The following is a 17177-nucleotide window of genomic DNA, read 5'->3' as shown; positions in this document are numbered from 1 at the left end:
GCCAGCACCATGTCGATCGACGTCAACAACGAGTCCGGAACCGAGGTCGACGAGCAGGCGATCCTCGACATCGCCCGCTACGCGCTCGCGCGGATGCGCATCCACCCGCTCTCCGAGCTCTCGGTGATCGTCGTGGACGAAGATGCCATGGAGCAGCTGCACATCCAGTGGATGGACCTGCCGGGGCCCACCGACGTCATGTCCTTCCCGATGGACGAGCTCAGGCCGCCCAGCAAGGACGACGACGAGCCCCCGCAGGGTCTCCTCGGCGACATCGTGCTGTGCCCCGAGGTCGCCAAGAAGCAGGGCGAGGAGGCCGAGACGCAGCACTCCATGGACGAGGAGCTCCAACTCCTCACCGTCCACGGCGTGCTGCACCTCCTCGGCTACGACCACGAGGAGCCGGACGAGAAGGCCGAGATGTTCGGCCTCCAGGCGGCCATCGTCGACGGGTGGAGGCAGGAGAAGGGTCTGACCGGTCCGTCCCCCGCGCCGACCGTCTCATGAGCCTGCCCCTCGTCTCCGGCGCGATCGCCCTGGTCGTCGTCGCGTGGCTCGCCGCCTGCGCGGAGGCGGGCCTCGCGCGCGTCTCCAGCTTCCGCGCCGAGGAAGCCGTACGGAACGGGCGGCGGGGCAGTGCCAAGCTCGCCCAGGTCGCCGCCGACCCGACCCGGTATCTCAACGTGGCGCTGCTGGTGCGCGTCGCCTGCGAGATGGCGGCGGCCGCCCTGGTCACCTACGCCTGCCTCCAGGAGTTCCCGGGCACCACCCGGGCCCTGCTGGTCGCTATCGGGGTGATGGTGCTCGTGTCGTACGTCGCCGTCGGGGTGTCCCCGCGCACCATCGGGCGTCAGCATCCCCTCAACACGGCCACCGCGGCCGCGTACATCCTGCTCCCGCTGGCCCGGATCATGGGCCCGATCCCGTCGCTGCTGATCCTCATCGGCAACGCGCTCACCCCCGGCAAGGGCTTCCGCCGCGGCCCGTTCGCCTCCGAGGCGGAGCTGCGCGCGCTGGTCGACCTCGCCGAGAAGGAGTCCCTCATCGAGGACGACGAGCGCCGGATGGTGCACTCGGTCTTCGAGCTGGGCGACACCCTGGTGCGGGAGGTCATGGTGCCGCGCACCGATCTCGTCGTCATCGAGCGCTACAAGACGATCCGTCAGGCGCTCACCCTCGCGCTCCGCTCCGGGTTCTCGCGCATTCCCGTGACCGGGGAGAGCGAGGACGACATCGTCGGGATCGTGTACCTGAAGGACCTGGTCCGCAAGACGCACATCAGCCGGGACGCCGAGTCCGAGCTGGTCTCGACGGCCATGCGGCCCGCCGCCTTCGTGCCGGACACCAAGAACGCGGGTGACCTGCTGCGCGAGATGCAGCAGGACCGCAACCACGTGGCCGTCGTCATCGACGAGTACGGCGGCACCGCGGGCATCGTCACCATCGAGGACATCCTCGAGGAGATCGTCGGAGAGATCACCGACGAGTACGACCGTGAACTCCCGCCGGTGGAGGACCTCGGCGACGACCGCCACCGGGTCACCGCCCGCCTCGACATCACCGACCTGGGCGAGCTGTACGGGCTGGACGAGTACGACGACGAGGACGTGGAGACCGTGGGCGGTCTGCTCGCGAAGGCGCTGGGCCGGGTGCCCATCGCCGGGGCGTCGAGCGTCGTCGAGCTGCCCGACGGCCGGTCGTTGCGCCTCACCGCGGAGGCCGCCGCCGGACGCCGGAACAAGATCGTGACGGTGCTGGTGGAGCCGGTGGCCGCCCTCGAACCCGCCGAGGCGGAGAAGGAGTCCGAGTGACCCCCGAGGAACTGCGTGCCCTGTGCCTGTCGTTCAACGCGGCGGTGGAGGACTTCCCGTTCAGCCCGGAGATCTCGGTCTTCAAGGTCCTCGGCAAGATGTTCGCCCTGAGCTGGCTGGACAACCGCCCCCTGACGGTCAACCTCAAGTGCGACCCGGAGGACGCGATCCGGCTCCGTACCGACCACCCGGGGCTGATCATCCCCGGCTACCACATGAACAAGCGCCACTGGAACACCGTCACCGTGGACGGTGAGCTCCCGGACCGTCTGGTCCGGGAGCTCGTGGAGGACTCGTACGACCTGGTGGTGGCCGGTCTACCGCGCGCCGAGCGGCTGCGTCTCGACCGCCCCTGAGCGCACCCGCAGTCCCACCGCGACCAGCACCGCCGCCGCCAGCACGATCGTCGTGTCCAGGGCGAGGACCGTGTGGACTCCGGTCAGCAGGGTGGGGGAGGTGGTGGCGAGGACGCCGAGCAGGGGGATGCCCACGGTGATGCCGACCTGCTGGGTCGAGGTGACCAGGCCGGTGGCCAGGCCCTGTTCCTCGTCCGGGACGCCGGAGGTGACCGTGATGCCGTACGAGATGATCGCGCCCAGGTGGCACATGCTGGCCAGGGAGACGGCGGCGGTGGCGAGCCAGACGGACCAGGTCCCGGTGTCCAGGGCGAGCAGGGCGGCGGTCAGCGCGCCCTGGCCGACGAGCGAGCCGACGAGGGTGCGGCGCGGGCCGAAGCGGCCGATGACCTTCGGGGCGTAGGTGCCGGCCACCGCCGAGAGGACGCCCTGGACGCCGAAGACCAGGCCGGTCTCGAAGGCGGACAGGTGCAGGACCTCCTGGAGGTAGAGGGTCAGGGCGAAGACGACCGTCGACATCATCGAGAAGGTGACCAGACCGCCGATGTTGCCCCACGCCACCGTGCGGCGGCGCAGCATGGGCAGGGACACCAGGGGTTGTGCGGTGCGGGACTCGACCTTGACGAAGGCGGCGAGGAGCAGCAGGCCCGCGATCAGGGTGGTGACGACGTCGGGGCGGCCGAAGCCGTGGTCGGCGGCCGTGGACAGGGCGTAGATCAGGGAGAGCAGACCGCCGGTGACGGTGATCGCGCCGGGTATGTCCAGGCGGGGGCGGTCCGGGGTGCGGGACTCCGGGAGCAGGGCGGGGGCGAGCGGCAGCACGATCAGGGCGAACAGGGAGAGCAGGCCCATCGTGGAGCGCCAGCCGAGGGTGTCGGTGAGGGTGCCGCCGGCCACCATGCCGACGGTGAAGCCGAGCGAGAGCAGGGTGCCGGAGATGCCCAGCGCGCGGTCGCGGGCGGGTCCCTCCGGGAAGGTCGTGGTGAGCAGGGACATGCCGGTCGGCACGATCGCCGCGGCGCCGAGTCCCTGGAGCGCGCGTCCGGCGAGGAAGGACGCCGGGTCCCACGCGAAGGTCGCGAGGAGCGAGGCCGCGCCGAACAGGGCGAGACCGGACAGGAAGAGTTTCCTGCGGCCGTACAGGTCGCCGGTGCGGCCGAACAGGAGCAGGAAGCCGCCGGACGGCAGCGCGAAGGCCGTGACCGCCCACTGGAGGGCGGACTGGCTCATGCCGAGGTCCGCGCCGAGTACGGGCAGGGCGACGTTCAGGACGGAGAAGTCCAGCGCCACCATGAACTGGGCGGCGCACAGGACGAACAGGACGAGCTTGTCGCGCGTCGACAGCCGGGGGGTGTCGAGCGGGTCGGTGGTGGGGCTTGTGGTGTCGATCGCCATGGGCAAGAGCCTGCGGCCGCCGGAATAGCCGTGGGGAGCCGGAAGTTGTGCTGGTGGTGGCACCACCAGGCAGCAACGAGGGGGAAGCGTTCGTGCCCGAGGTCGTACCCAAGAGTGAGCGGCACCGTGAGCTGCGCGAGTTCCTGATGAGCCGGCGGGCCCGGGTCTCGCCCGCCGAGGCGGGGCTGCCGGACGGCGGGGCGCGGCGGCGCACGCCGGGCCTCAGGCGGGAGGAGGTCGCCGTGCTCGCCGGGGTCGGCGCCTCCTGGTACCAGTGGCTGGAGCAGGGGCGGGACATCTCCGTCTCCCCGCAGGTCCTGGACTCCGTCGGGCGGGTGCTGCGGCTCAGCAACGCCGAGCGGCGGCATCTGTACGTGCTGGCCGGGCTGAACCCGCCCGCGCCGGAACCGGCCGCCGACCACGGCTGCGAGGGGCTCAGGCGGCTGATCGACGCCTGGATGCCGTATCCGGCGCACATCATGGACGCGTACTACAACTGCGTGCTGTACAACGACGCGGCCGGCTGGGTGCTGGGCATGCGGCCGGAGAACACCCAGAACTGTCTCGTCGACTTCTTCACCGATCCGCTGTACCGGTCGCGTTCGCACAGCTGGGAACAGAACGCGCGCACGGTCGTCGCCCAGTTCCGGGCGGCCTCCTCGGCGCGGCCGGACGACGAGGGGTACCAGGAGGTGCTGGCCCGGGTCATGGCGGCGAGCGCCGAGTTCACCGAGCTGTGGGAGCGGCGGGACATCGAGGACGCCGGGGTGATCCGCAAGGAGCTCGACCATCCGCTGGTCGGGCTGCTGTGCGTGGAGTCCACGGCGATGAAGGTGCCGGCCCGTCCCGATCTGACCGTCGTCCTGCACACCCCGCTGAGCGAGGCGAACACCGCGGCCAAGCTGGAGTGGCTGGCCTCCCCGGAGGGGCGGCGCGGGGCGATGTACCCCGTGGCGGGATGACGCGGGGTCCGGTTCGTATGCTCCTGTCATGACCGACAACAGTGCGCTTGACCCCGAGGACCGCAAGATCGTGACCCTGGCCCGTTCGGCGCGGGCCCGGAACGGCGTGCCCGAGGGGGCGGCCGTACGGGACGAGACGGGGCGGACGTATGTGGCCGGGACCGTGGCCCTTCCCTCGTTGCAACTGAGTGCTTTGCGGACGGCGGTGGCGATGGCCGTGGCGTCGGGGGCGAAGTCGCTGGAGGCGGCGGCCGTGGTGACGGACGCGGAATCGGCCTCCGACGAGGACCGCGCCGCGGTCCGGGACCTGGGCGGCCCGGGGACCCCGGTGCTGGTGGCGGGGCCCGACGGCACCGTACGGAGCACCGTGACCGCCGGCTGATACCCCGGGTAACACTTGGCCGGATTTCCCGCTTGCCGTACCTCGCCCCACGCGCATCAATGGAACCGGAAATTCCGACGGACCGTCAGATTCCAGCTCGCCCGCGGCGTCCCGCACCACGCCCGTGCCGGCCGGCCGTCCGTCGGAACGCACCCCCCGTCCATCCCCACATGGCAGTCCCCACCACGGGAAGGGAACCGGATTCCATGAACGGCAAACGCATCAGTACCGGTGCGGCACTGGTGGTCGGCACGCTCGCGGCCACCGGGCTGGCGTTCGCGCCCGCCGCACTCGCCGTCACCCCCGACACCGCGACCATCGACGCGGACTGCGGCATCTACGGCAGCGGACAGGCCACCCTCACCGCCACCCAGGACGGCACCGCCGCCACCCTCACGGTCACCTCGGCGATCAACGCCCCGCTCGCGCTCTCCGAGGACTCGATCACCTCGACCCTCACGCTGGTGGACGCCAACGGCGGCACCGCCACGTTCACCGGCACGGAGAACCCGGCCATCGCGGCCGGCGACCCCGTCACCGTCGGCCCGCTCAGCGGCACCGTGAACTCCGGTGACAGCCTGGAGGCGTACGGCGGTTCGCTCCAGATCGTCGTCTTCGGCATCACCGTCACATGCACGGCGACCGGGCCGCAGTCGCCGGGTCCGTTCGTGTTCGACTGAGCAACTCCCCGGGCCGCCGCAGAAACTGATGAGTCGTCAGGTTTCTGCGGCGGCTCCATTGACTTTTCACGCGATCCACACATCAATGCCCCCAGTGAGCGCAGAAGAGAGGGGGCACTCCCATGGGTTCGACAACCCGAAGACGCCGCTGGGCTTCGTTGCTCGGGGCGACCGCGCTCGCGGTCACGGCGGGTGGCGCACTGGCCTGTCCGGCCGGCGCCGCCACCGACGTGGACTTCGCCACGCACTGCATTCCGCCCGCCGTCGCGGGCATCCCGCCGATCGACGGCACGACCACCGGCAGGATCACGGTCGACAACGCCAGCCCCAAAGTGGGCGACACCGTCACCGTGACCTACACGGTGGTCAAGCCCGCCGCCAGCAACCCCACGGCCATCGCGCTTCCGGCCGACATCATGACCCCGACCGGCAAGGTCACCCTCGGCGGCGCCCAGACCGGTGCCGTGACGGTCGCGGGCCCCAAGAAGAACGACCCGGTGCCCGGCAACGGCGCCTTCCCGTCCTTCTCCATGACCGGCACCTTCAAGGTCACCGCGCCCGGCGCGATCACCCTCTCGCCCGGCGACTACAACATCCACACCAGCTACATCCTCGAACTGGACACCCCCTGCACGGTGATCACCCCGCCCGCCCCGGTCTCCGAGACGGTCACCGCGACCGACGCGAACCCGGTCAACGAGCGGGACATCACCCTCGGTTCGGCCTCCGGGAAGCCCGGTGACAGCGTCACCGTCACCGGCAGCAAGTTCACCCCGGGCGCCACGGTCACCCTGGCCGGGCGGGCCGGCAGCGCCCAGACCGCGGACACCGCCACCGCGACCGCCGACTCCTCGGGCGCCTTCAGCGGCTCGCTGGTCGTCAACGACAAGACGACGACCGGGATCGTGGCGTACGAGGGCAGCGCGTGGAGCGACGCCAAGGGGGCCGGGCCCAAGGCGTACGTCGTCATCGACGACACGCCCGTCCCGGCCGGCAGCCAGAAGATCACCACCACGGTGAAGGCCGGCACGCTGTCCATGTCCCAGGCCGGGGACTCCGTCAGCCTCTCGGCGGTGGACTACGGCAAGGGCGGGGCCTCGACCGGCAACCTCAACCAGGTGACGGTCAAGGACTTCCGCGGCGGGCCCGCCGGCTGGTCCCTCACCGGCAAGGTCACCGACTTCACCGGGCCCGGCGCCAAGATCGGTGCCAGTGCCCTGAGCTGGACTCCTGCCTGCGCCACCAAGGCGGGCAGCCCGAGCACCTGCCAGGCCGGTTCCGCCGGCGCGGTCGGTTCCTCGGGGGCGACCCTCGCGTCCACCCCCAACGCGGCGCTCACCGGCGGTGAGTTCACCGTGGACGCCGGACTCTCGCTGAACGTACCGGCGTTCACCCCGGTCGGCTCGTACTCCGGCGTTCTCACCCTCACGCTCAGCTGAACCGTACGGGCGCCCGCACCCGCCCGTCCGTCCCTCTCCGTCTGTGGGGGTCCGCACCCATGCGCAAGCTGTACGTCCTCCTCCTGAGCCTGTTCCTGGCCGCCGCGCCCGTGTCCGCGCACGCCGCCGACAACGGCAGCTGGTCGGTGTACCCGGCCGCCTCCCAGATCGCGGCGCGGCCCTACTTCTACCTCTCCGCCGATCCCGGGCAGAGCATCGACGACAAGGTGGTCGTCACCAACAAGACGGACCGGCCGCTGAGTTTCCGGCTCTACGCCGCCGACGCGTACAACACCGCCCGCGACGGCGGCTTCGCCGTGCGCACGGTCGCGGAGAAGCAGCGCGGGGTCGGGGCCTGGGCGAAACCCGCGAAGTCCCGGGTGACCGTCCCCGCGCACGGCAAGGTCACCGTGCCCTTCACGCTGTCGGTGCCGGAGGGCGCCGAACCGGGCGACCATCCCGGCGCGTTGGTGGCGCTGGACGAACGGGTCGACAAGGGCGACGGCACGGTGGCGCTCGGTGTGCAGCGGGCCGTCGCCGCGCGGATCTACCTGCGGGTCGGCGGGCCCACCGTGCCGGCGATCGCCGTCGAGGACGTCCGCGTCAGCCATCACCAGCCGCTGGTACCGGGGTTGGGGGACAGCGGGGCGACGGTCTCCTACACCCTGCGCAACACCGGGAACGTGACGCTGAACCCGAAGGTGGAGCTGCGGGCGACGGGGTTGTTCGGGCGTACGCTGCTCTCCCGCGAACTCGCCCGTATCCCTGGAGAGTTGCTGCCGGGCCAGCGGGTGCGGCTGAGCGAGCCGTGGGACGGGGCGCCGCAACTCGACTGGGGGAACGTGAAGTTGACGGCGACCGCGAAGGACACCCGGGAGTCGGCGAGCGCGGGGTTCTTCGCGTTGCCGTGGCTGGTCGCGGTGGTGCTCGGGGCGGCGGCCGCCGTGGGGGTGACGCTGTTCGTCAGGTCACGGCGGACCCGGACACCGGTCGTCCACCCGCAGCCCAGGGCACGGACACCGGTCGCCTAGTCACGGCCCAGGACGTCCTTCTTCGGCGCGGGGCGCTGTGCGGGAGGGTGTTCCGTCGAGGCGACGAGTCCGGCGACGGTCAGCCGGGCGTACGAGGTGTGGGTGTAGGGCGCGCAGCCCCCTCAGAGCGCGTCCGGCCCGCGCTCGCCCGTCCGTACCCGTACGACCGTCTCCACCGGCAGCGCCCACACCTTGCCGTCGCCGATCTTGCCCGTCTGGGCCGCCTTGACGATCGCGTCGATGACGGTGTCCGCGTCGGCGTCGTCCACGACCACCTCGATACGGACCTTGGGGACCAGGTCGACCTGGTACTCGGCGCCGCGGTACACCTCGGTGTGGCCGCGCTGACGGCCGTAGCCGCTGGCCTCGGTCACGGTCAGGCCGTGCACGCCGATCTCCTGGAGCGCGGTCTTGACCTCGTCGAGGCGGTACGGCTTGACGATCGCGGTGATGAGCTTCACTGGGTCTTGACCTTCTGGGCGGAGGGGACGGTGGACGCGCTGACCGGGGCACCGTGGCCCAGGACGCCGTGATCGTATGCCGTCTCGGCGTGCACCGTAAGGTCCAGGCCGGTGTGCTCGTGCTCCTCGTCGGCCCGGAAGCCCATCGTCCTGTCGATCAGCTTGCCGAGGCCGTACGTCACGGCGAAGGCGTACGCCCCCACGGCGGCCACCGCCACCGCCTGCCTGCCGAGCTGGGCGAGCCCGCCGCCGTACAGCAGGCCCTCGGCGCCCCCGGTCATCGCCTTCTCCGCGAAGACGCCGATCAGCAGGGTGCCGATGATCCCGCCGACCAGGTGCACACCGACGACGTCGAGCGAGTCGTCGTAGTTCAGCTTGAACTTCCAGCCCACCGCGTACGAGCAGACGACACCGGCCGCGAGGCCGACGACGAGGGCGCCGAGGAGGGAGACCGAGCCGCAGGACGGGGTGATCGCGACCAGGCCCGCGACCGCGCCGGAGGCCGCGCCCAGGGTGGTGGGGTGGCCGTCGCGCTTCTGCTCGACGAAGAGCCAGCCGAGCAGGCCGGTGCAGCCGGCGGCGAGGGTGTTGAGGAAGGCGGCCGCGGCCAGTCCGTTGGCGCCCAGCGCGGAGCCCGCGTTGAAGCCGAACCAGCCGAACCAGAGGAGACCGGCGCCGAGCATGACCATGGGGAGGTTGTGCGGGCGCATGGCGTCCTTCTTGAAGCCGAGACGCGGGCCGAGGACCAGCGCGAGGGCGAGACCGGAGGCGCCGGAGGTGATCTCGACCGGCAGACCGCCCGCGAAGTCGAGGGCGCCGAGCCTGTCCAGGACCCAGCCGCCCGGGCCCCACACCCAGTGCGCGACGGGAACGTATACGAGCAGCGCCCAGACCGGGACGAACACCAGCCATGCCGCGAACTTCGCGCGGTCCGCGATCGCGCCGCTGATCAGGGCCGCCGTGATGATCGCGAAGGTGAGCTGGAAGGTCGCGAAGAGGAGGGTGGGGACGGTGCCGTGGACACTGTCGGGGCCGAGGCCGCTCATGCCGGCGTGGTCGAGGCCGCCGATGAGCCCGGCGAAGGTGTCCTCACCGAACGCGAGGGAGTACCCGGCCACCAGCCACACCACCGTGACCAGGGCGATCGACACGAAGCTCATCATCAGCATGTTGAGGACGCTCTTCGTGCGGACCATGCCGCCGTAGAACAGGGCCAGGCCCGGGGTCATCAGCAGGACGAGGGCGGTGGCGGCGAGCAGCCAGGCGGTGTCGCCGGTGTCGATGCGCGCTGCTGCTTGTGCGGCGGCGAGGGGCATGGGGGTCTCCAACGGGGTGGGGGCTCGTCAGAGGGTCACCGCTGTGTATTTCTGCTTGCGTACGTATATGTTTCCGTGACGTTTCATTGCGTACGGGTTACCGGGACCTCACCGTGCGGCGGGCGTCTGTGGATCAGGGAGAATGGGCCGCATGAGCGTTCGTAGTCAGTCATCCGAGCCGTCGCCCGCGTCGCAGACAGCCCACCGCGCCGGCTTCGCCTGCTTCGTGGGCCGCCCCAACGCGGGCAAGTCCACCCTCACGAACGCTCTGGTCGGCCAGAAGGTGGCGATCACCGCCAACCAGCCGCAGACCACGCGGCACACGGTGCGGGGGATCGTGCACCGGGAGGACGCCCAGCTGATCCTGGTCGACACGCCTGGGCTCCACAAGCCGCGCACGCTGCTGGGCGAGCGGCTGAACGACGTGGTGCGTACGACGTGGGCCGAGGTCGACGTGATCGGCTTCTGCCTGCCGGCGAACGAGAAGCTCGGTCCCGGTGACCGCTTCATCGCGAAGGAGCTGGCGTCGATCAAGAAGACGCCGAAGATCGCGATCGTCACCAAGACCGACCTCGTCGACTCCAAGACCCTCGCCGAGCAGCTCATCGCGATCGACCAGCTGGGCAAGGAGCTGGGCTTCGAGTGGGCGGAGATCGTGCCGGTCTCGGCGGTCGGCGACAAGCAGGTGGGTCTGCTGGCCGACCTGATCGTCCCGCTGCTGCCGGAGGGCCCGGCGCTCTACCCCGAGGGCGACCTCACGGACGAGCCCGAGCAGGTGATGATCGCCGAGCTGATCCGCGAGGCGGCGCTCGAGGGCGTCCGCGACGAGCTCCCGCACTCCATCGCGGTGGTCGTCGAGGAGATGCTCCCCCGCGAGGACCGCCCCGCCGACAAGCCCCTCCTCGACATCCACGCCTTCGTCTACATCGAGCGCCCCAGCCAGAAGGGCATCATCATCGGCCCCAAGGGCAAGCGCCTGAAGGAGGTCGGCATCAAGTCCCGCAAGCAGATCGAGGCGCTTCTGGGCACGCCGGTCTTCCTGGACCTGCACGTGAAGGTGGCGAAGGACTGGCAGCGGGATCCGCGGCAGTTGCGGAAGCTGGGGTTTTGAGCGGGGGTTGGTGGCGGTAGTCGTGCGTGCGAGCGCCTGAAGGAGGTCGGCGCTTTGTCGTCCTACCAGCGGGTCGCGGCCGCGCGGCGGTAGCCGCATGTCGATGCAGCCTGGACCTCCACGTGAAGGTGGCGAAGGACTGGCAGCGGGATCCGCGGCAGTTGCGGAAGCTGGGGTTCTAGGGGGCTGTCCCCTGAGGGGTCAGGTCCTGCAGGCCCACCACCCGCAGCAACTGCAACCGCTCGTACGCGTCCGTGCCCGGGCGGGCCGTGTGGACGACCAGGAGGTGGTGGTGTTCGTGGCTGACCATGACCTCGCAGTCGAGCTCCAGTAGGCCGACCACCGGGTGCACGAAGCGTTTCGTGGCCTTGTTGCGCTGGGACACCTCGTGCTCGTCCCACAGCCGGGCGAACTCGGCGCTGGCCGACCGGAGTTCGGCGACCAGGGCGGTCGGTTCCGGGTCGTCGGGGCGAGCCGCGGCCACCGCGCGCAGCGTGGCGACCTGGGTGCGCGCGTGGTCCGCCAGGTCCTCCTCGGGGAAGAGCGTGCGCGCGCTCGGGTCCAGGAAGAAGAGCCGGGTCAGATTGCGCTCGCGCCGCGGGCGGGACATCACGTCACCGACCAGCGCCCTCGCCATCGCGTTCTGCGCCAGCACCTCCCCGCAGTCGTTCACCACCTGCGCCGGGGTGTCGTGCAGCCGGTCCAGGATCAGCAGCAGCCCCGGGCGGACATGCGCCGACGCCGTCTCCCGGCGCGGCGGCTCCTCACCGGCCAGGTGGAACAGATGGTCCTGCTCCACGTCCGCCAGGCGCAGCGCCCGGGCCAGCGCCGTCAGCATCTGACGGGACGGCCGCGGGCCACGGGACTGCTCCAGCCGCGTGTAGTAGTCCACCGACATCCCCGCCAGCTGCGCCACCTCCTCCCGGCGCAGACCCGGTGTGCGACGCCGGGCGCCCGGTGTCAGGCCCACGTCGGACGGGTTCAGCCGGGCGCGGCCACGGCGCAGGAAATCGGCGAGTTCGGGTCGGTTCACCCCTCCAGCGTGCGGCACGTCGGCCGGCTTATCCAGGGACTGTCGATCCCCTGATCAAGAGGTCTCTCCCGGTGCCCGCGCGGCCGTTCCACGCTGGTCCGGACGAGAGGAGCAGCAACATGCTGACGTTGGTGACAGGTACGACAGGACAGGTCGGCCGGCGCTTCGTGCCGAGGCTGATCGCGCAGTCCCGGCCGGGGGAGCGGGTGCGGGTCCTCGTACGGGACGCCTCGCGCGGCGAACCCTTCGCGGAACTCGGCGCCGAGGTCGTCGTAGGAGATCTGCGGGACAGCGAGGCGCTCGGCAAGGCGGTCGCCGGGGCCGACGCGGTGGTGAACGTCGCCGCGGCCTTCCGTGGAGTGCCGGACGAGGAGGCACGGGCCGTCAACCGGGACGCGGCGGTGGAGCTGGGCCGTGCCGCGGCGGCCTCCGGCGTTCGGCGGTTCGTGCAGGTCAGCACCGGTCTGGTGTACGGCACCGGGCGGGGGCGGCCGCTCACCGAGGACGACGAGTCCCTCCCGGGCGGGTCGATGTGGGGTGCCTACCCGGAGTCCAAGGCGGCGGCCGAGCGGGCGTTGCTCGCGCTGGAGGGGCTGGATGTGCGCGTCGCCCGGCTTCCCTTCGTGTACGGCGAAGGGGATCCGCATCTCGCGCAGTCGCTGATGTGGGCGAAGAACTGGGCGTCGGCCCAGCGGTTGCACATGGGGCACCACGCGGATGTCGCTCAGGGGCTGCTGCGGCTGCTTCATGCGCCGGGGATCTCGGGGCGGGTCTACAACATCGCCGACGACGCGCCGGTGACGGCGGTGGAGTTGCATCAGCTCAACGGGGTGGAGATTCCGGGGGAGTTGTACGAGCGGGTGGATCCGGATCCGTGGCTGGTGATCATGTCTACGGAGCGGATTCGGCGGGAGCTGGGGTTTCGGCCGGGGTATCCGTCTGTTTATGCGGCTCGGGAGGCCGGGGCGTTGTGATCTGCGGGGCCGTTGTGGCTGGTCGCGCCCACGCGGCGGAGCCGCAAATCGACACAGCCCCGCGCCCCTGAAAGCCTCTAGTCGACGCTCCTTATACGGCCGACCAGTATCGCTCCCGCCAAACCCACCGCCGCCGCCACCCCGTACAGCACCCGGTATCCGCCGAGGTGGGTGACGATCGGCGCGGCCAACGCGGGGGCGGCCACCTGGGGGAGCGCGTTCGCCACGTTGATGACGCCCAAGTCCTTGCCACGGTCCGCGGCCTTGGGCAGGACGTCCGTCATCAACGCGAAGTCGACCGACATGAACACCCCCAGACCCACCCCGAGCAGCGCCGCCACCACGATCGCGCTCGGCCAGGTCTGCCAGACGGCCAGCAGGGCCGTGGCCACCGCCATCAGGATCCCTGACCAGCGGACGAACGGCTTGCGGCGGCCCACGCGGTCCGACCAGATGCCGCCGACCACGACCGTGGCGAGCAGGGCCACGCTGTCCACCGCCGTGAGGATCAGTACGCCCTGCTCGGGGTCGTCGTGATGGAGGCGGTCCCGCAGGTAGTAGAGGAGGTAGAGGATCACCAGCGCGTTGCTGAGGTTGATCAGGAAGCGGGTCAGCCAGGCCCAGGCGAAGTCGGGGTGGCGGCGCGGGCTCAGCCAGAACCCGCGGACGAACGACCGCCAGGACCAGGGCGGTCGGTCCTCGGGCGCCAGTGCCAGGTCGCGGTGGCGCAGTACGTACGGCAGCACACCCGCCACCGCGAACACCGCGCACGCCGCATAGCCTGCCGCGATGCCGCCCGCCGCCGTCGCGAGGCCCGTGCCGACGACCGCGCCCAGGATCTGGGCCGCCCCGATCCAGCCGCCCACCACGCCCCGCTGGAGGCGCGGCACCCGGTCGGGGACGGCCGCCGTGACCGCCGCGAACGCCGCGTTCAGGGTCAGCTGGACCAGGCACCAGCCGAGTGTCATCAGCCAGAGCCCGTCCGCGCCCGCGAGCAGCAGCAGCGACAGCGCGCCGCCCGCCGCCCCGGCCACGATCCAGGGGCTGCGGCGGCCCCAGCGGGCCGTGGTGCGGTCCGACAGCGCGCCGAAGAACGGGTTCGCCGCCAGCGACACCACCGCGCCCACGCCGGTGACCCAGGCCAGCAGCGTCTCCTTCGACATGCCGGTGCCGGGCGCGAAGTCCTCCGCCTGGCGGGCCAGCAGGATCTGGAGGGGGCCGTACCAGCCCACCCAGATCGCCACGTTGGCGAGGGAGAGGGACGCCGTCCAGCCCCTGCCGACCCGCTCGACCGGCTCCGTGAGGGCCGTGCTCACCTCTGGGCCCGGAGCAGGTCCCGGTACCAGCCGTAGGACGCCTTCGGGGTCCGGGTCAGGGTCTCGAAGTCGACGTGCACCAGGCCGAAGCGCCGCGCGTACCCCTCCGCCCACTCGAAGTTGTCCATCAGCGACCACACGAAGTACCCGCGGACGTCCACCCCCGCCTCGATGGCCCGGTGCAGGGCGCGGACGTGGCCGTCCAGGTAGGCGATCCGGTCCTGGTCGTCGACGCCCTCGTAGGAGCAGCCGTTCTCGGTGATGACCACGGGCGGGAGGCGGTCGCCGTAGCGCTCGCGCATGCCGGTGAGGAGCTCGGTCAGGCCCTCCGGGACCACCGGCCAGCCGAAGTCCGTCACCGGGACGCCCTCGATCTCCTGGACGGAGAAGGGGAGTTCGGCGGGGATCGTCAGACCGCCGAACTCGATGTCCTCGCCCTGGGGGGCGCCCACGCGGGTCGGGGCGTAGTAGTTGACCCCGTAGAAGTCGAGCGGTTCGCTGATGACCTTGAGGTCGGCCGCGACGTCTCCCGGCATCAAGTCGCCCAGTCCTGAGGGGTATTCGCCCAGGAGGACCGGTTCGGCGAACAGGCGGTTCAGGAGCAGGTCGTAGAAGTCCGCGGCCTCCAGGTCGGGTTGCTCCTGGGAGGCCGGCCAGGTCGGGCCGTGCGAGTTGGCGATGCCGATGTCCGTGGCGCCGGACGCGCGCAGTGCCTGGACGGCCAGGCCGTGGCCCAGGAGCTGGTGGTGGGCAGCCGGCAGCGCGTCGAACATCAGCTGCTTGCCGGGGGCGTGGGCGCCGAGCGCGTGGCCGAACAGGGTGTGTTCCGCGGGCTCGTTGAGGGTGATCCACTTGGTGACGCGGTCGCCGAGGCGGTCGGCGACGAGGGAGACGTACTCGGCGAACCGGGACGCGGTGTCCCGGTTCAGCCAGCCGCCCTCCTCCTGGAGGGCCACCGGCAGGTCCCAGTGGAAGAGCGTCGGCACCGGACGGACGCCCGCCGCGGCCAGTTCGTCCACGAGACGGTCGTAGAAGTCGAGGCCGCCCTCGGAGCGTACCCGCGGCCAGGAGATCGAGAAGCGGTACGCGTCCACGCCGAGGCCCGCCAGGAGGGACACGTCCTCGCGGTAGCGGTGGTAGTGGTCGCAGGCCACCGCCGCCGTCGAGCCGTCCTTCACCCGGCCCGGCTCGGCCGTGAACGCGTCCCACACGGACCGCTCGCGCTCGTCCGCCGCGCCCTCGATCTGATGGGCCGAGGTCGAGACGCCCCACAGGAAACCGTCGGGGAACCGGGGGATCGCATGCTCTTCAGTCGCCATGCGCCGGATCATGGGTACCGGCGGGTAGGGAAGTCAACGGGCAGGCGTGAACAAGCAGTTACGCGCCCTCTTTGAGTACCTTCGAGATCAGTTTCCGCTGCTCTTCCGTCAGCCGGGGATCGGCCGCGTACACCGTCCTGCCGTCCACGGTGATCTCGTAGCTGAAGCCGTCCGGGACGCCGATCGGGCGGGTGCCCCGGCCGGCGGCGAGCGCCTTCTCGGCCAGGGCCTGCCATTCGTGGGCATCGGGCCGCCCGGAGGTGTCGACCTCCTTGTGCCGCTCGATGCCCGCGAACCCGCCCGTGCGCCTCACCTGAATACGCATGGGTCCCTGTCTAGTACGGACTCACAGGATCCGCACCCCGACCTGCTCCCAGGCCTTCGACACGGCCTGGAGCTCCTCGCCGCCGTCTCCGAAGCGCTCGCGCGCGGCCTTCACGGTCAGCTTGGCGAAGTCGTTGAACAGCGCGCGGTCGCTCAGCTCGCCGCCGGTCAGGACGTCGTACCAGATCTGGCCCGCGCGCTCCCAGGCGTGGCCGCCGAGGGCGGTCGCCACCAGGTAGAAGGCGTGGTTGGGGATGCCGGAGTTGATGTGCACGCCGCCGTTGTCGCGGCCGGTGCGGACGTAGTCGTCCATGGTCGCGGGCTGCGGGTCCTTGCCGAGCACGTCGTCGTCGTACGCGCTGCCCGGCTCCTTCATGGAGCGCAGGGCCTTGCCGGAGACGCTGGGCGCGAGGAGCCCGGCGCCGATCAGCCAGTCGGCCTCGGCGGCGGTCTGGCCGAGCGTGTACTGCTTGATGAGCGAGCCGAAGACGTCGGACATCGACTCGTTGAGGGCGCCCGGCTGGCCGTAGTAGGTGAGGTTCGCCGTGTACTGCGTGACGCCGTGGGTGAGTTCGTGGCCGATGACGTCGATCGGGATGGTGAAGTCGAGGAAGATCTCGCCGTCACCGTCGCCGAACACCATCTGCTCGCCGTTCCAGAAGGCGTTGTTGTAGTTCTCGTCGAAGTGGACGGTCGCGTCCAGCGGGAGGCCGTCGCCGTCGATGGAGTGGCGGGTGTAGGCCTTGAGGTAGAGGTCGAAGGTGGCGCCGAGGCCGGCGTAGGCGCGGTTGACGGTGGCGTCCTGGCCGGGGTCGGAGCCCTCGGCGCGGACCTTCGTGCCCGGCAGGTCGTTCCTGTGCTCGGCGTCGTAGATCGTGCGCAGCGGCTGGTCCGACGGTGCCTTCGCCGTCGGCGCGGCCGCGAGGCCGAACTCGGTGGTGACGCGGCGGCGGCCGCGCAGCTCGCTGTCGCGCATCAGGGTGCGCTGGGCGGGACCGGAGAGTGCGGGATCGTCGTTCCGGGCCAGCTTGTCCAGGACATGCGGCGGAATGACGGTACAGAAGACGGGCTCGAAGCCCCCGTTGGTCGTCATGCCCGGCACCCTTGCACTGGGTCATGACCGTGTCACTAGTCGCAACCATGATTGGTGAAATATACGGACAGAAGCGAGCACGCTCCGTGACGAAGTGGTATGGCGCACTTTTTGTCCCGTTTATCTCTCGGGTCCCGCATACTGATACGGCGCCCCGCACCGGAACCGGCTCGG

Annotated in this window: 18 protein-coding genes; 10 read left to right on the top strand and 8 right to left on the bottom strand. The window is 71.0% G+C overall.

What is annotated here, in order from left to right; genetic code table 11:
- Positions 1 to 9: 9 nt before the first annotated feature.
- From ybeY to AC2XR2_RS14345, 3 genes are read left to right on the top strand one after another with little or no spacing between them, the layout of a single operon-like run.
- Positions 10 to 507, top strand: a complete 498-nt coding sequence (ybeY, locus tag AC2XR2_RS14355) for an rRNA maturation RNase YbeY (protein WP_020136251.1) — start codon at positions 10 to 12, stop codon at positions 505 to 507.
- On the top strand, positions 504 to 1811 hold the full coding sequence (locus AC2XR2_RS14350) for a hemolysin family protein (protein WP_381300605.1): 1308 nt from the start codon (positions 504 to 506) through the stop codon (positions 1809 to 1811). Before ybeY ends, AC2XR2_RS14350 begins: the two co-directional genes overlap by 4 nt.
- Positions 1808 to 2167 carry an MmcQ/YjbR family DNA-binding protein gene (locus tag AC2XR2_RS14345; protein WP_123760650.1) on the top strand — a complete coding sequence of 120 codons (360 nt, stop codon included), beginning with the start codon at positions 1808 to 1810 and terminating at the stop codon, positions 2165 to 2167. The genes AC2XR2_RS14350 and AC2XR2_RS14345 overlap by 4 nt, the downstream gene beginning before the upstream one ends.
- Here AC2XR2_RS14345 and AC2XR2_RS14340 read toward each other — a convergent pair.
- On the bottom strand, positions 2129 to 3562 hold the full coding sequence (locus AC2XR2_RS14340) for an MFS transporter (RefSeq protein WP_449348305.1): 1434 nt from the start codon (positions 3560 to 3562) through the stop codon (positions 2129 to 2131). The genes AC2XR2_RS14345 and AC2XR2_RS14340 overlap by 39 nt on opposite strands.
- Positions 3563 to 3708: 146 nt before the next feature.
- On the opposite strand from AC2XR2_RS14340, the gene AC2XR2_RS14335 reads away from it, so the two are divergent.
- The 5 genes from AC2XR2_RS14335 (at position 3709) to AC2XR2_RS14315 (ending at position 8056) form a co-directional block, all read left to right on the top strand.
- Positions 3709 to 4524, top strand: a complete 816-nt coding sequence (locus tag AC2XR2_RS14335) for a helix-turn-helix transcriptional regulator (RefSeq protein WP_330269733.1) — start codon at positions 3709 to 3711, stop codon at positions 4522 to 4524.
- A 28-nt stretch (positions 4525 to 4552) separates the two neighbouring features.
- Positions 4553 to 4906 (top strand): cytidine deaminase, encoded by a 354-nt coding sequence (locus tag AC2XR2_RS14330; protein ID WP_330267014.1) that lies wholly within the window; start codon positions 4553 to 4555, stop codon positions 4904 to 4906.
- A 206-nt stretch (positions 4907 to 5112) separates the two neighbouring features.
- Positions 5113 to 5586 (top strand): hypothetical protein, encoded by a 474-nt coding sequence (locus tag AC2XR2_RS14325; RefSeq protein ID WP_330267015.1) that lies wholly within the window; start codon positions 5113 to 5115, stop codon positions 5584 to 5586.
- Positions 5587 to 5708: 122 nt separating this feature from the next.
- The gene (locus AC2XR2_RS14320) at positions 5709 to 7025 is read left to right on the top strand and encodes a WxL domain-containing protein (protein ID WP_449348303.1); all 1317 of its coding nucleotides are present in this window, start codon (positions 5709 to 5711) and stop codon (positions 7023 to 7025) included.
- 59 nt (positions 7026 to 7084) lie between these two features.
- Positions 7085 to 8056 (top strand): WxL protein peptidoglycan domain-containing protein, encoded by a 972-nt coding sequence (locus tag AC2XR2_RS14315; RefSeq protein ID WP_491515232.1) that lies wholly within the window; start codon positions 7085 to 7087, stop codon positions 8054 to 8056.
- Positions 8057 to 8178: 122 nt separating this feature from the next.
- Here AC2XR2_RS14315 and AC2XR2_RS14310 read toward each other — a convergent pair whose 3' ends face one another.
- Together AC2XR2_RS14310 and AC2XR2_RS14305 are read right to left on the bottom strand one after the other, a co-directional pair.
- A complete protein-coding gene (locus tag AC2XR2_RS14310; RefSeq protein WP_123760644.1) occupies positions 8179 to 8517 on the bottom strand; it encodes a P-II family nitrogen regulator in 339 nt (112 codons plus the stop codon).
- The gene (locus AC2XR2_RS14305; protein WP_491515231.1) at positions 8514 to 9833 is read right to left on the bottom strand and encodes an ammonium transporter; all 1320 of its coding nucleotides are present in this window, start codon (positions 9831 to 9833) and stop codon (positions 8514 to 8516) included. The genes AC2XR2_RS14310 and AC2XR2_RS14305 overlap by 4 nt, the downstream gene beginning before the upstream one ends.
- Positions 9834 to 9984: 151 nt before the next feature.
- Here AC2XR2_RS14305 and era point away from each other — a divergent pair, with 151 nt between their 5' ends.
- Positions 9985 to 10944, top strand: a complete 960-nt coding sequence (gene era / locus AC2XR2_RS14300; protein WP_381300600.1) for a GTPase Era — start codon at positions 9985 to 9987, stop codon at positions 10942 to 10944.
- Positions 10945 to 11122: 178 nt separating this feature from the next.
- On the opposite strand, the gene AC2XR2_RS14295 is transcribed toward era, so the two are convergent.
- On the bottom strand, positions 11123 to 11977 hold the full coding sequence (locus tag AC2XR2_RS14295) for a helix-turn-helix transcriptional regulator (protein WP_391193361.1): 855 nt from the start codon (positions 11975 to 11977) through the stop codon (positions 11123 to 11125).
- A 119-nt stretch (positions 11978 to 12096) separates the two neighbouring features.
- On the opposite strand from AC2XR2_RS14295, the gene AC2XR2_RS14290 reads away from it, so the two are divergent.
- Positions 12097 to 12951, top strand: coding sequence for an NAD-dependent epimerase/dehydratase family protein (locus AC2XR2_RS14290; protein ID WP_491515230.1), 855 nt, complete (start codon positions 12097 to 12099; stop codon positions 12949 to 12951).
- Positions 12952 to 13028: 77 nt separating this feature from the next.
- On the opposite strand, the gene AC2XR2_RS14285 is transcribed toward AC2XR2_RS14290, so the two are convergent.
- From AC2XR2_RS14285 to AC2XR2_RS14270, 4 genes are read right to left on the bottom strand one after another with little or no spacing between them, the layout of a single operon-like run.
- Complete coding sequence (locus tag AC2XR2_RS14285) at positions 13029 to 14267, bottom strand: MFS transporter (RefSeq protein ID WP_491515229.1); 1239 nt, start codon at positions 14265 to 14267, stop codon at positions 13029 to 13031.
- A complete protein-coding gene (locus AC2XR2_RS14280; protein WP_491515228.1) occupies positions 14264 to 15598 on the bottom strand; it encodes a GH1 family beta-glucosidase in 1335 nt (444 codons plus the stop codon). Before AC2XR2_RS14280 ends, AC2XR2_RS14285 begins: the two co-directional genes overlap by 4 nt.
- Positions 15599 to 15644: 46 nt before the next feature.
- Positions 15645 to 15911 (bottom strand): protealysin inhibitor emfourin, encoded by a 267-nt coding sequence (locus AC2XR2_RS14275; protein WP_123760637.1) that lies wholly within the window; start codon positions 15909 to 15911, stop codon positions 15645 to 15647.
- Positions 15912 to 15932: 21 nt separating this feature from the next.
- Positions 15933 to 17003 (bottom strand): M4 family metallopeptidase, encoded by a 1071-nt coding sequence (locus tag AC2XR2_RS14270; RefSeq protein ID WP_381300594.1) that lies wholly within the window; start codon positions 17001 to 17003, stop codon positions 15933 to 15935.
- Positions 17004 to 17177: the final 174 nt, after the last annotated feature.

Source organism: Streptomyces sp. LS-MS-L19 (assembly GCF_058382285.1).
The sequence above is the reverse complement of the archived record's forward strand: the minus strand, read 5'-3'. Positions and strand labels throughout refer to the sequence as shown.

Excerpts from the sequence above, each read along its gene's own strand:
- ybeY (WP_020136251.1), top strand. The coding sequence starts at position 10 with ATGTCGATCGACGTCAACAACGAGTCCGGAACCGAGGTCGACGAGCAG.
- AC2XR2_RS14350 (WP_381300605.1), top strand. The coding sequence starts at position 504 with ATGAGCCTGCCCCTCGTCTCCGGCGCGATCGCCCTGGTCGTCGTCGCG.
- AC2XR2_RS14340 (WP_449348305.1), bottom strand. The coding sequence starts at position 3,562 with ATGGCGATCGACACCACAAGCCCCACCACCGACCCGCTCGACACCCCC.
- AC2XR2_RS14335 (WP_330269733.1), top strand. The coding sequence starts at position 3,709 with ATGAGCCGGCGGGCCCGGGTCTCGCCCGCCGAGGCGGGGCTGCCGGAC.
- AC2XR2_RS14330 (WP_330267014.1), top strand. The coding sequence starts at position 4,553 with ATGACCGACAACAGTGCGCTTGACCCCGAGGACCGCAAGATCGTGACC.
- AC2XR2_RS14325 (WP_330267015.1), top strand. The coding sequence starts at position 5,113 with ATGAACGGCAAACGCATCAGTACCGGTGCGGCACTGGTGGTCGGCACG.
- AC2XR2_RS14320 (WP_449348303.1), top strand. The coding sequence starts at position 5,709 with ATGGGTTCGACAACCCGAAGACGCCGCTGGGCTTCGTTGCTCGGGGCG.
- AC2XR2_RS14315 (WP_491515232.1), top strand. The coding sequence starts at position 7,085 with ATGCGCAAGCTGTACGTCCTCCTCCTGAGCCTGTTCCTGGCCGCCGCG.
- AC2XR2_RS14305 (WP_491515231.1), bottom strand. The coding sequence starts at position 9,833 with ATGCCCCTCGCCGCCGCACAAGCAGCAGCGCGCATCGACACCGGCGAC.
- era (WP_381300600.1), top strand. The coding sequence starts at position 9,985 with ATGAGCGTTCGTAGTCAGTCATCCGAGCCGTCGCCCGCGTCGCAGACA.
- AC2XR2_RS14290 (WP_491515230.1), top strand. The coding sequence starts at position 12,097 with ATGCTGACGTTGGTGACAGGTACGACAGGACAGGTCGGCCGGCGCTTC.
- AC2XR2_RS14280 (WP_491515228.1), bottom strand. The coding sequence starts at position 15,598 with ATGATCCGGCGCATGGCGACTGAAGAGCATGCGATCCCCCGGTTCCCC.
- AC2XR2_RS14275 (WP_123760637.1), bottom strand. The coding sequence starts at position 15,911 with ATGCGTATTCAGGTGAGGCGCACGGGCGGGTTCGCGGGCATCGAGCGG.
- AC2XR2_RS14270 (WP_381300594.1), bottom strand. The coding sequence starts at position 17,003 with ATGACGACCAACGGGGGCTTCGAGCCCGTCTTCTGTACCGTCATTCCG.